Annotated in this window: 14 protein-coding genes; 13 read left to right on the forward strand and 1 reads right to left on the reverse strand. The window is 71.2% G+C overall.

Translation table 11 applies throughout. From position 1 onward, the window contains the following. Positions 1-114 precede the first annotated feature (114 nt). From rplS to IFR11_RS01220, 9 genes are all read left to right on the forward strand, one after another. Positions 115-462, forward strand: a complete 348-nt coding sequence (rplS, locus tag IFR11_RS01180) for a 50S ribosomal protein L19 (RefSeq protein ID WP_055837868.1) — start codon at positions 115-117, stop codon at positions 460-462. Between the two features lie 144 nt (positions 463-606). Beyond that, positions 607-1,356: a signal peptidase I gene (lepB, locus tag IFR11_RS01185; RefSeq protein WP_191914957.1), complete on the forward strand. Its 750-nt coding sequence runs from the start codon at positions 607-609 to the stop codon at positions 1,354-1,356. Beyond that, on the forward strand, positions 1,347-2,006 hold the full coding sequence (locus IFR11_RS01190; RefSeq protein ID WP_055837870.1) for a ribonuclease HII: 660 nt from the start codon (positions 1,347-1,349) through the stop codon (positions 2,004-2,006). The genes lepB and IFR11_RS01190 overlap by 10 nt, the downstream gene beginning before the upstream one ends. Before the next feature lie 103 nt (positions 2,007-2,109). Then, positions 2,110-2,433: a DUF2469 family protein gene (locus IFR11_RS01195; protein WP_055836674.1), complete on the forward strand. Its 324-nt coding sequence runs from the start codon at positions 2,110-2,112 to the stop codon at positions 2,431-2,433. A 92-nt stretch (positions 2,434-2,525) separates the two neighbouring features. Beyond that, positions 2,526-2,888: a YraN family protein gene (locus IFR11_RS01200; RefSeq protein WP_191914958.1), complete on the forward strand. Its 363-nt coding sequence runs from the start codon at positions 2,526-2,528 to the stop codon at positions 2,886-2,888. Beyond that, positions 2,885-4,408, forward strand: a complete 1,524-nt coding sequence (locus IFR11_RS01205; RefSeq protein ID WP_191914959.1) for a YifB family Mg chelatase-like AAA ATPase — start codon at positions 2,885-2,887, stop codon at positions 4,406-4,408. The genes IFR11_RS01200 and IFR11_RS01205 overlap by 4 nt, the downstream gene beginning before the upstream one ends. Further along, the gene (gene dprA, locus IFR11_RS01210; protein WP_191914960.1) at positions 4,405-5,556 is read left to right on the forward strand and encodes a DNA-processing protein DprA; all 1,152 of its coding nucleotides are present in this window, start codon (positions 4,405-4,407) and stop codon (positions 5,554-5,556) included. Before IFR11_RS01205 ends, dprA begins: the two co-directional genes overlap by 4 nt. 132 nt (positions 5,557-5,688) lie before the next feature. Beyond that, on the forward strand, positions 5,689-6,594 hold the full coding sequence (locus IFR11_RS01215; RefSeq protein WP_191914961.1) for a tyrosine-type recombinase/integrase: 906 nt from the start codon (positions 5,689-5,691) through the stop codon (positions 6,592-6,594). 285 nt (positions 6,595-6,879) lie between these two features. Further along, positions 6,880-7,500, forward strand: coding sequence for a DUF3060 domain-containing protein (locus IFR11_RS01220; RefSeq protein ID WP_191914962.1), 621 nt, complete (start codon positions 6,880-6,882; stop codon positions 7,498-7,500). Positions 7,501-7,559: 59 nt separating this feature from the next. On the opposite strand, the gene IFR11_RS01225 is transcribed toward IFR11_RS01220, so the two are convergent. Next, complete coding sequence (locus IFR11_RS01225; RefSeq protein WP_191914963.1) at positions 7,560-8,060, reverse strand: murein hydrolase activator EnvC family protein; 501 nt, start codon at positions 8,058-8,060, stop codon at positions 7,560-7,562. Between the two features lie 314 nt (positions 8,061-8,374). Between IFR11_RS01225 and rpsB the strand changes: the two genes are divergently transcribed. The 4 genes from rpsB (at position 8,375) to frr (ending at position 11,752) form a co-directional block, all read left to right on the forward strand. Beyond that, a complete protein-coding gene (rpsB, locus tag IFR11_RS01230; protein ID WP_055836696.1) occupies positions 8,375-9,304 on the forward strand; it encodes a 30S ribosomal protein S2 in 930 nt (309 codons plus the stop codon). Between the two features lie 154 nt (positions 9,305-9,458). After that, on the forward strand, positions 9,459-10,286 hold the full coding sequence (gene tsf, locus IFR11_RS01235) for a translation elongation factor Ts (RefSeq protein ID WP_191914964.1): 828 nt from the start codon (positions 9,459-9,461) through the stop codon (positions 10,284-10,286). A gap of 116 nt (positions 10,287-10,402) precedes the next feature. Next, positions 10,403-11,122, forward strand: coding sequence for a UMP kinase (gene pyrH / locus IFR11_RS01240; RefSeq protein WP_055836701.1), 720 nt, complete (start codon positions 10,403-10,405; stop codon positions 11,120-11,122). Positions 11,123-11,197: 75 nt separating this feature from the next. Beyond that, on the forward strand, positions 11,198-11,752 hold the full coding sequence (gene frr, locus IFR11_RS01245; RefSeq protein ID WP_055836704.1) for a ribosome recycling factor: 555 nt from the start codon (positions 11,198-11,200) through the stop codon (positions 11,750-11,752). Positions 11,753-11,755: the final 3 nt, after the last annotated feature.

Consider the following 11,755-nt stretch of genomic DNA (forward strand, 5'->3'; position numbering starts at 1 on the left):
GCCCTGACCGGCTCTGCCTCAGGGGAGTCCGCCGCATCCGCGGCTTCGGGCACGCCTCACCTTTTCCCCTTTTATCGTGCGATCGACCTGTGGCGGTCGCAGGAAGTGAAGATCATGCAGATCCTCGACTCCGTCGACGCAGCCTCGCTGCGGTCCGACATCCCCGTCTTCGCCCCCGGCGACACCGTCAAGGTGCACGTCAACATCACCGAAGGCACGCGCTCGCGTGTCCAGGTCTTCCAGGGCGTCGTCATCGGCCGCTCGGGCGATGGCGTCCGCGAGACGTTCTGCGTCCGCAAGGTCAGCTTCCAGGTCGGCGTGGAGCGCACGTTCCCCGTCCACAGCCCGGTGATCGACCACATCGAGGTCGTCACCCGCGGTGACGTCCGTCGCGCCAAGCTCTACTACCTGCGCAGCCTCCGTGGCAAGAAGGCCAAGATCAAGGAGAAGCGCGACCGCTGAGTCCGCTCCCCTCGAACGCCCCGTGGATTTCACCCACGGGGCGTTCGGCGTTTTCGCGGCGGCGTCGGTCATTCGGCGGGGCCTCGATGTGCGACCCTTGTCCGTGCGGTTCTCCGGTGTGCGGTGGACCCGGTGAAGGAACACATGAACGACCAGACCGCCTCGACCCCGGATGCCATGGCATCCCGTTCCGACGGTCGGCGTCGCCGCGGGTGGGCGCTGTTCTTCCGCGACCTCGTGGTCATCGTGCTCATCGCGCTGGTCGTGTCGTTCCTGGTGAAGACGTTCGTGGTTCGGTCGTTCTACATCCCGTCGGCGTCGATGGAGAACACGCTGATGATCAACGACCGGATTCTGGTCGATGAGCTGACCCCCCGTTTCGGCGAGTACTCGCGCGGCGACGTCGTCGTGTTCCGCGACCCGGGCGGATGGCTCGACACCACACCGGCCGCTCCGCGGTCGCCGCTCGTCGAGGGCGTCGACTGGGCGCTGTCGCTGTTCGGCCTGTCGGCGCCCGACAGTGACGACCACCTGATCAAGCGCGTGATCGGCACCGCCGGCGACCACGTCGTCTGCTGCAACGCGCTCGGGCAGACCACCGTGAACGGTGTGCCGCTCGACGAGAGCTACGTGCGCCTCGCGCCCGGCGCCACGGCTCCCGAGCCGGTTCCCTACGACATCACGGTGCCCGAGGGCTCGCTCTGGGTGCTCGGCGACAACCGCAACAGTTCGCGCGATTCGCGCTTCAACCAGGATCAGCCCGGGCTGGGCTTCGTTCCCGTCGACAACGTCGTCGGGCGCGCCTTCCTCAAGACGTGGCCGCTCGACCGGTTCGGCCTCGTCGACTTCCACCACGAGGTGTTCGCGGGGGTCCCCGCGCCGGGATCGCCGTGATCGAGCCCACCCTCACGCTCGAGCGTCGCCTGCTCAAGGAGCACGCGATCGTCATCGCCTGCGACGAAGTGGGTCGCGGGGCGCTGGCGGGACCGGTGGCGGTCGGCGCGGCGGTGGTCGACCCGGCCCGTTCACGCAAGCGCGTGCCGATGGGGCTGCGCGACTCCAAGCTCGTACCCGAGGCCCGTCGCCCCGAGGTCGCCGCGCGGGCGGCGGCGTTCGTGCAGCACAGCGCCGTCGGGTGGGCGAGCTCCGTCGAGGTCGATGAGATCGGCATCATCCGTGCCCTCGGGCTCGCGGCGGTCCGGGCGATCGCCGACCTGCGCGCCCACGGCGTCGTGCCCGAAGAAGCGCTCGTGATCCTCGACGGCAACCACGACTACATCACCCCGGCGGGCGAGTCGGGGCTGACGGTGCGCCCGATCATCAAGGCCGACCGCGACTGCGCGAGTGCGGCCGCGGCATCCGTCATCGCCAAGGTCGCCCGCGACACCCTGATGGTCGGTCTGCACGACGACCTGCCCGCCTACGGGTGGGCGCGCAACAAGGGGTACGCGAGCCTCGATCACCGCGACGCGATCGCCGTGCACGGCATGAGCGAGCACCACCGGCATTCGTGGGCGATCGCCGCGGCGCCCACGCTGTTCTGACGACGCTGTTCTGACGACGCCGATCCGACGACGCCGAGGGACGCGCCCGGGAGCGCACCCGCGTGCGGCTCGGCGCCCGACGCCCGCCTAGGATGGGAGAACCATGGATGACGACGTCTTCGAGGACTACGACCGCGAACTCGAACTGGCCCTTTACCGCGAGTACCGCGATGTCGTGCGCCAGTTCACCTACGTGATCGAGACCGAGCGACGGTTCTACCTGGCCAACGACGTCAACGTCGTGCGCCGCGACACCGAGCACGACTTCTACTTCGAGATCTCGATGACCGACGTGTGGGTGTGGGACATCTACCGCGCCGACCGGTTCGTGAAGTCGGTGCGGGTGCTGACGTTCAAGGACGTCAACGTCGAAGAGCTCTCTCGCCATGACTTCCAGCTGCCCGACGAGCTGTCGCTCGACAACTGAGGCTCCTCCACAGCGGCCCGATCTCTCGGGCTCTCCACCGATGACGGTTTCGATGCCCCGGACGGGGTGAGCCGGATGCCACGCTCTCGGGCATGGCAGCGAAAGACGATCTCGGCCGAGCCGGGGAAGAACGCGCCGTCGCCTTCTTGACGGGCGACGGTTACCGCATACTGGCGCGGAACTGGCGGTGCGCACAGGGCGAGCTCGACATCGTCGCCGAGCACGGGAGCACTCTCGTCGTGGTCGAGGTGAAGACCCGCCGGAGCGAGGACTTCGGTCACCCGTTCGAGGCGATCGACGCGCGCAAGGCGGCTCGCCTGTGGCGGTTGGCCATGGCGTGGATCGCCGCTCACCCCGACGCGGCACGCGGCCGCCATCTGCGCATCGACGCGATCGCCCTCGTGGGGGACGATCCGGCGACGGCCCGCCTCGAGCACCTCGAGGACGCCCTGTGAGCGTGGCACGCACGTGGGCGGTGGCACTGACGGGCTTGCGCGGAGACCCCGTCGAGGTCGAGGCCGACGTGTCGTCGCAGACGCCGGAGTTCGCCATCATCGGACTCCCCGACAAGTCCCTCGGCGAAGCAGGGCGTCGGGTGCGCAACGCGTGCGCCAATCGTGGTCTCGACCTGCCGAAGCGGCGGATCACCGTGAACCTCTCGCCGGCGAGTCTTCCCAAACGCGGGTCGGGGTTCGACGTGGCCATCGCCGTGGCCGCACTGGCGACGACCACGCGCATGGATGCCGCCCGCGTCGCCGCCACCGTGCACGTCGGCGAGCTGGGACTCGACGGGCGGCTGCGCCCGGTGCCGGGCATTCTGCCCGCGGTGGTCGCTGCCCGCCGCGCGGGGCACGCACGGGTCGTGGTCCCCGCGGCCAATGCGGCCGAGGCCGCCCTCGTCGAGGGGGTCGAGGTGTTCGCCGCCACCTGCCTGGCCGAGGTCGTGCGCTGGCACGGAGGGGCGACCGACGCCGTGGAGCTGGACCCCGTCGCGGCTCCGGCGGTCGACGAGTCCTCCGATGAGAGCCACGAACTCGCCGACGTCGTCGGGCAGGCCGATGCCGTCGACGCGCTCGTCGTGGCGGCGGCCGGCGGCCACCACATGCTGATGAGCGGGCCCCCGGGCGCGGGCAAGACCATGCTGGCGCGTCGGCTCCCCGGCATCCTGCCCCCGCTCGACGACGACGCCGCGCTGTCGGTGGCGTCGGTGCGCTCCCTGTCGGGCGAGACGGTGACCCGGTTGTCGCGGACACCGCCGTTCGAGAGCCCTCACCACGGCGCGACGGCCGCCGCCCTGATCGGGGGAGGGTCGGGCGTGGTCCGCCCGGGCGCCATCGCCCGCGCCAGCGACGGGGTGCTGTTCCTCGACGAGGGTGGTGAGTTCCCGGCGGCGGTCCTCGACGCCCTGCGCCAACCGCTCGAGAGCGGCGTCATCCAGGTGCACCGATCGGGGGTGGCCGCCACCTATCCCGCGCGTTTCCAACTCGTGGTCGCGACGAACCCCTGCCCGTGCGGTCAGTACGGGGTGGCCGGGGGAAGATGCGAGTGCGCCCCGCAGGCGATCCGGCGGTACACCCGTCGACTGTCGGGTCCCCTCCTCGACCGGATCGACATCGACCTGCGCCTCCAGCGCGTATCGGCCGCGCGACGCGAGAGCGACACACGGACGGTGACCACCGCGCAGGCGCGCGAGACCGTCGCGCGGGCGCGAGAACACACGGCGGTCCGGTGGGCCGCAACCCCGTGGCGTCGAAACGCCGACGTGCCGGGGACCTGGTTGCGCGGCCCCGCGGCACCGTCGCCCGCCGTGCTGAGCCCGCTCGACGCGGCACTGCGGCGTGGGGCGCTGACCCTGCGCGGCTACGACCGGCTGCTGCGGGTGGCGTGGACCGTCGCCGACATCGCCGGTCATGAGCGGTTGCAGCCCGACGACGTGGGTCGAGCGCTGTACCTGCGGCGGGGGATGAGCGCGTGAACCTCCCCGATCTCGAGGCACCGGCCGCGCGCCGCGCCCTCCACGGGCTCCGGCGCGCCGAGGGCGACGACGGCTCGGCCTACGCCCGCGCGATCTGGAGCGTTCTGCTCGAGCCCGGCGACGGGGTGGCCGGGGCCCTGATCGCGACGCACGGGCCGGTCGACGCGCTCCGTCTCGTCTCGCGCGGAGAGGGGGCGGAACTCGCGGACGCGCGCGCACGGTGGCTGCCGCGCCTGCAGCCCGGGTCGATCACCGCCGCGCTGGAGTCGGCCCGTCGGGCGGCGGTCGACCTCGTCGTGCCGGGCGACGAAGACTGGCCGGTGAAGCTCGACGACCTCGGTGCCCATGCCCCGGTGGCTCTGTGGCGGCGGGGCCGATCTGCGGCTCCCGTCGGGCCCGTCGTCGCCCTTGTCGGGGCGCGCGCCTCGACGGCCTACGGAGAGGGGATCGCTGCCGACCTCGCCGCCGAGCTCGCTGCGGACGGCGTCACGGTGGTGTCGGGAGCGGCGTACGGAATCGACGGCGCGGCCCACCGCGCCGCGTTGAGCACCGCGGGAACGACGAGCGCCTTCCTCGCCGGAGGCGTCGACCGTTCGTATCCGCGCGGGCACGAAGCCCTGCTGACGACGATCGCCGCGTCGGGTGGGGTGTGGAGCGAGACACCGTGCGGAGCCGCACCGACGAAATGGAGGTTTCTCGCGAGGAACAGGCTGATCGCGGGGTTCGCCGATGCCGTGGTCATCGTCGAGGCCGGGTGGCGCAGCGGCTCGCTCAACACGGCTGCACATGCGGCGACGCTCGGTCGCGCCCTGGGGGCGGTACCCGGGCCGGTGACGAGTGCGGCCTCGGCCGGCTGCCACCGCATCCTGCGCGAGTACGACGGAGTGTGCGTGACCTCGGCTGCCGACGTGCGCGAGATGCTCGGCGGCGCGGGAGCGGGCACGTCGGTCGACGACGGGCGTACCGACGAGAGCACCCGGATCATCGACGCTCTCTCCGCGCGGTCGGCACGACCGGCCGACGAGGTCGCGCGGCGGAGTGGGCTGGCGCCCTCACGCGCCGTCGTGCTGTTGGGCTTCGCCGAGCTCGAGGGGCGGGTGATGCGCGACGGCGAGGGGGACTGGCTCCTGGGGCACGGCGCGCGATGAGAGGGCCGGTGGCGGAGTGCCCAATGCTCCTCGCGTGGCCCCGCGCGCGCCGTCGGTCGTCCGTTCGATGCGATCGCGGTCGGAGTGCGCGTCGCGCCGGGCTCCGTCGTGCGTGGCGGGCAGGGTGGAGCCGTGCATGTTTCGGAAGCCGTCGAGGGGTATCTCACCCACCTCTCCGACGTGCGCCGGCTCTCGTCGGCGACGGTGCGCGCGTACCGGGCCGATCTGGCCGACCTCACGGGGGCGACCGGCGATCCGGAGGTCGCGGCGCTCGGCGTCGAGGACCTCCGCGAATGGCAGTGGGAGGCATCCACGTCGGGGCTGTCGAAGGCCACCGCGGCGCGACGGACGTCGGCGGTGCGGGGATTCCTCGCCTGGGCGAAGGACGCGGGGCTGATCGACGGCGACCCCGCGCAACGCCTCGTCGCCCCCAAGCGCGGTCGCACGCTGCCGGCCGTGGCCACCGCTCAGGCACTCGAGGGCGTGTTGGCGACGGCGGCCGAGAACGCGCGCGAGGGCGATCCGCTCGCGCTGCGCGACCACGCCCTGCTCGAGATGCTCTACGGCTCGGGCGCCCGCGTGTCGGAGATCTGCGGTCTCGACCTCGACGACATCGACCCCGAGCGTCGCACCCTGCGTCTGCGCGGGAAGGGCGACAAGGAGCGCGTCGTGCCCTACGGCGTTCCCGCCGGCCTCTCCCTCGACGCCTACCTGGTCCGCGCGCGCCCGGTCCTCTCGGCGCGGGGTGAGGGGGGCGCGGGGCGCGCGGTGTTCCTCGGCGCGCGAGGCCGGCGCCTGGGACCACGGACCGTGCACTCCCTCGTCTCGCGCACCGTGGCCCCCGTCGTCGGGGCCGAGACCCTGGGACCCCACGCGCTACGCCACTCCGCAGCGACGCACCTGCTCGACGGGGGCGCCGACCTGCGCGCGGTGCAGGAGATCCTCGGACACGCCAGCCTCGGAACCACGCAGATCTACACCCACGTCTCTGGCGAACGGCTGCGGGAGGCGTACAAGCTCGCGCATCCGCGGGCCTAAGCACCCGGGCGTCTGACCAGCCGCGCACGTGGTGTCCGAGCCGCAGAGCATGCGGGCCTCGGAGCAGCCACGTGTCTGGCATTCGAGCACCTCAGCATCACCGCACCCGAGCAGCTACGGGGCCGAGTAGGCGCTGGCCGCGCGAGCTCGAGCGTGCACGGGCTCGATCCGGCGTGGGCCCGCGCGTGCCCGACCCCGCGTGACGGCCCGATACCGCGACCCGATGCACGCTCTGCGCGGCCAGCCGCTGGCGCTCGCCCCGTCGGCGGACGTAGCGTGAGCCGGGTGAATCGCCGATCCGTCTCCGCCGCGGCGGGTGCCGTCGTGCTCGTCCTCTCGCTCGCCGGGTGCGCGCTGCAGCCGACGCCCGTCGAGACGCGCCTCCCCCCGGGAGCGGTCGTCACCTCCGCGCCTCCGACCGCTGCCGCGCCCTCGCCGACGGTCGTCACCCTGCCTCCGACCACGGCGCCGACGGTCGCACCCGTGCCCGATCCCTCGACGCCGGCGTCGGACCCCGATGCCCTCTCGTGCGGCGACGGAGGCTCGCAGAACGTCTCGGGCGCCGAACAGACGGTCCGCGTCGTCGGCACCTGCGCCGAACTCACCGTCTCGGGGTCCGCGCTGACGGTGGATGCCGCGGGCGCGACGATCCGTTCCCTGCGCGTCTCGGGCGATCGAGTCCGGGTGTCCGCGTCGGCGATCGATGCGCTCGTCGTGCAGGGCAACGATGCGGCTGTCTCGTCGGGCGGCGCCATCGGCAGCGTCGACCTCAGCGGCGACCGCACGACCGTCGACGCCGGTGGTGCCGTCTCATCGGTCACGGTACGCGGACAGGACAACATCGTCCGCGCCGGCGGGGGAGTCGGCCAGACCACGGTCGATGGTCGCGGTAACCAGATCGGCTGACGCCCGGCCGCCCGCAGCGAGCAGGTGACGTCGCGGAAGCGCGCCGCCCGGTCCCGTCGTCAGCAGCAGGGCAGCAGAACCGCTCGCGGAACGCCGCCCAGCAGACGCAGCGGATTGATGTACTCGCCGTCCAGCCGCACGCCGAAGTGCAGCGTGTGCGGCCGGGTGTGACCTTCGGGGGCGACGGTGCCCACGACGGCTCCGCGGGCGATGCGGTCACCGGTGACCAGGCCGGTCGCCACGGGCTCGAGGGTCGTGACCAGACCGTCTCCGTGGTCGATGGTGACGACGAGGCGTCCGGCCACCGCTCCGGCGAAGGCGATGCGACCGTCGGCGGGGGAGCGCACCGGCTCGGGGGTCGCGAGGTCGATTCCGCGGTGGCCCGGACCGTAGCGGTGGGCGGGGGCCTCGAAGGGACGGAGGAGCTGCACCGTCTGCACCGGCCACACCCACCCCCGATCGGCGAGCGGATCGCCGCCGACCGTCGGGTTCGCCGCGAGCAGCAGGGCGAGGATCATCGCGAACCGGAGCGCGCGCGGGACGAGGGGCCGGGATCGCATGGCCGAAGTCTCCCGCCCCGTTCCGTGCCCTCGAGGGCGAATCGGGCGTGACGGTGACGGTCCCTCTCATGCACGCGGTGGGGAGGAGGCGTCCTGTATGCTGGAGGACGCATCTCGCTTGTCGGGATGACTCCGCGTGCCCTCAGCGCAGCGCGCCGCCCCTCGGGGCAGCGCATCGCGCGGCATCCACACCCCATGGTCCTCCGCTCCGGCGGATGGCGGGTGTGCGCCGGGCACCAGGCTCGTCGAACGCATCGTCCGACGCGAACAACCACAACCACGGCGCGAAAGCGCCCAGAAACAGGAGTACGACCATGGCCGTCGTCACCATCCGCCAGCTGCTCGACAGCGGCGTTCACTTCGGACACCAGACCCGCCGGTGGAACCCGAAGGTCAAGCGCTTCATCCTGACCGAGCGCTCCGGCATCCACATCATCGACCTGCAGCAGTCGCTCGGGTACATCGACAAGGCTTACGAGTTCGTCAAAGAGACCGTTGCGCACGGCGGCACCATCCTCTTCGTCGGCACCAAGAAGCAGGCGCAGGAAGTCCTCGCCGAGCAGGCGACGCGCGTGGGCCAGCCCTACGTCAACCAGCGCTGGCTCGGTGGCCTCCTCACCAACTTCCAGACGGTGTCGAAGCGCCTCGCCCGTATGAAGGAGCTCGAAGAGCTCGACTACGAGAACCCGGCCGAGAGTGGCTTCACCAAGAAGGAGCTGCTGCTCAAGAAGCGCGAGCTCGACAAGCTGCACAAGTCGCTCGGTGGTATCCGCAACCTGCAGAAGACCCCCTCGGCCATCTGGGTGGTCGACGCCAAGCGCGAGCACCTCGCGGTCGACGAGGCCAAGAAGCTCGGCATCCCCGTCATCGGCATCCTCGACACGAACGCCGACCCCGACGAGTTCCAGTACCCGATCCCCGGTAACGACGACGCGATCCGCTCGGTGAGCCTGCTCACGCGCATCATCGCCGACGCCGCCGCCGAGGGCCTCATCCAGCGCCACCAGCCCGCCGGCGAGGCCGAGGCCGAGGCCGCCGAGCCGCTCGCCGAGTGGGAGCGCGAGCTGCTCACCTCGGGCACGTCCGACGAGGCTGCGGCCGAGACCGACGCCGAGACCACCGAGGCCGCCACCGAGTCGGCTGACGACGCCGCGGGCGCCGAGGCTCACGACGAGGCCGTCGCCGACGCGTCGGGCGAGACCGCGACCGAGGTCGCCGACGCCGAGGCCACCGACAGCAAGTAAGCCGCGCGACCCCCGGTCACCCTCGGGTGGCCGGGGCGTCACCCGCACAGGCTACGATCCGGCGGGGTCGTGACCGCCCCCTCTTCGCGAGGGTGGTGACACGGCCCCGCCGGGCTCACATCTAGAACGCAAACGACAAGGAGACCGCCACACCATGGCAAACTTCACGATCGCCGACATCAAGGCGCTGCGCGAGCAGCTCGGCACGGGCATGGTCGACACCAAGAAAGCGCTCGAAGAGGCTGACGGCGACGTCGAGAAGGCCGTCGAGATCCTGCGCCTCAAGGGTGCAAAGGGCAACGCCAAGCGCGCCGACCGTTCGACCAGCGAGGGCCTCGTCGCCGCGCGCGAGGTTAACGGCACCGTCACGCTGCTCGAGCTCGCCTGCGAGACCGACTTCGTCGCCAAGAACGAGCGCTTCATCGCTCTGGCCGACAAGGTCGTCGACGCGGCGTCCGCCGCCGGCGCCGACTCGGTCGAGGCCGCCCTGGCCGCCGACGCCGACGGCAAGACCGTCGAGCAGCTCATCTCGGACGAGGCCGCGATCATCGGCGAGAAGGTCGAGCTCCGTCGCGTGCGCACCATCTCGGGCGACAAGTTCGAGGTCTACCTGCACAAGACCAGCAAGGACCTGCCCCCGCAGGTCGGCGTGGTCCTGGCCTACACGGGCGACGACGCCGAGACCGCTCGCTCCATCGCGCAGCACATCTCGTTCGCCAACCCCTCGTACCTCACGCGCGACGCCGTGCCCGAGGCCGACGTCGAGAAGGAGCGCGAGATCGTCACCGAGATCTCCCGCAACGAGGGCAAGCCCGAGGCCGCCCTTCCGAAGATCGTCGAGGGCCGTGTCAACGCGTTCTTCAAGCAGGTCTCGCTGCTCGACCAGGACTACGCGAAGGACAACAAGCTGTCCGTCGCCAAGGTCGCGTCCGACGCCGGTCTCACCCTGACCGACTTCGCCCGCTTCAAGGTCGGCGCGTAATCCACGCATGACGAGGCCCGGGGTGCCATGGCATCCCGGGCCTTTTCCCTGCCCGGGGGTCGTTTCGGTCGACGCGGGCGGGGAGCTAGTTTGTTCAAGACGAGAGGACACCACACGTGATCGATGAAGCCACCAAGCGCCGCCGTGTACTGCTGAAGCTGTCGGGGGAGGCATTCGGCGGGGGCCAACTGGGCGTGAATCCCGACGTCGTGAGCCAGATCGCCCGCGAGATCGCCGAGGCGGTCGACCGGGTCGAGATCGCGATCGTGGTCGGCGGTGGCAACTTCTTCCGCGGAGCCGAGCTGAGCCAGCGCGGCATGGACCGCGGGCGCGCCGACTACATGGGCATGCTGGGCACCGTGATGAACGCACTCGCCCTGCAGGACTTCCTCGAGCAGGCGGGAGCGGCCACCCGCGTGCAGTCCGCCATCTCGATGACGCAGGTAGCCGAGCCCTACATTCCGCGTCGCGCCGTGCGCCACCTCGAGAAGGGCCGCGTGGTCATCTTCGGCGCGGGAGCGGGGCTGCCGTACTTCTCCACCGACACCGTCGCCGCCCAGCGCGCGCTCGAGATCGGCGCCATCGAGGTGCTCGTCGCCAAGAACGGCGTCGACGGCGTCTACACCGCCGACCCGCGCACCGACGCCGACGCCGTCAAGCTCGATCACCTCACCTACCGCGACGCTCTGCAGAAGGGTCTCAAGGTCGTCGACTCGACGGCGTTCAGCCTGTGCATGGACAACGGCATCGACATGCGCGTGTTCGGCATGGAGCCGGCCGGCAACGTCACCCGTGCGCTGCTCGGCGAGACGATGGGCACCCTGGTCACCACATGACGCGCCGTGCGGGCCCGGGGAGCCGGGTCCGCACACGGCTAGACTGAGAAGTCAGTCCCAACGAATGGAGTCACCGTGATCGCCGATGTCCTCGCCGATGCCGGAGCGCGCATGGATCGTGCCGTGGAGGCCGCCAAGGAGGACTTCGCGACCGTCCGTACCGGACGCGCGAACCCCCAGATGTTCCAGAAGGTGCTGGTCGACTACTACGGTTCGCCCACCCCTCTCGGTCAGCTCGCCTCGCTGAACAACCCCGAGGCCCGCACGCTCGTGGTGAACCCCTACGACAAGTCGGCGCTGAAGGCGATCGAGCAGGCGATCCGCGACATGCCGAACCTCGGGGTCAACCCGACGAACGACGGCACGATCGTGCGCATCACCATGCCGGAGCTCACCCAGGACCGCCGCAAGGAGTACGTCAAGATCGTGCGCGGCAAGGGCGAAGACGCCAAGGTGCAGGTGCGCAACCTCCGCCGCAAGGCCAAGGACGACCTCGACGCGCTGAAGAGCGATGTCGGCGAAGACGAGCTCGTCCGCGCCGAGAAGGACCTCGATGGCCTCACGCGCACGCACGTCGACAAGATCGACGAGGCTCTCAAGCGCAAAGAGGCCGAACTCCTCGAGGTCTGAGTC

Source organism: Microbacterium sp. CFBP 8801 (assembly GCF_014839455.1).
Classification (GTDB): Bacteria; Actinomycetota; Actinomycetes; order Actinomycetales; family Microbacteriaceae; genus Microbacterium.

Bases quoted from the DNA above. Each gene is read 5' to 3' on its own strand.
- IFR11_RS01195 (WP_055836674.1), top strand. From the start codon at position 2,110: ATGGATGACGACGTCTTCGAGGACTACGACCGCGAACTCGAACTGGCC.
- IFR11_RS01200 (WP_191914958.1), top strand. From the start codon at position 2,526: ATGGCAGCGAAAGACGATCTCGGCCGAGCCGGGGAAGAACGCGCCGTC.
- tsf (WP_191914964.1), top strand. From the start codon at position 9,459: ATGGCAAACTTCACGATCGCCGACATCAAGGCGCTGCGCGAGCAGCTC.
- rpsB (WP_055836696.1), top strand. From the start codon at position 8,375: ATGGCCGTCGTCACCATCCGCCAGCTGCTCGACAGCGGCGTTCACTTC.
- IFR11_RS01225 (WP_191914963.1), bottom strand. From the start codon at position 8,060: ATGCGATCCCGGCCCCTCGTCCCGCGCGCGCTCCGGTTCGCGATGATC.
- rplS (WP_055837868.1), top strand. From the start codon at position 115: ATGCAGATCCTCGACTCCGTCGACGCAGCCTCGCTGCGGTCCGACATC.
- lepB (WP_191914957.1), top strand. From the start codon at position 607: ATGAACGACCAGACCGCCTCGACCCCGGATGCCATGGCATCCCGTTCC.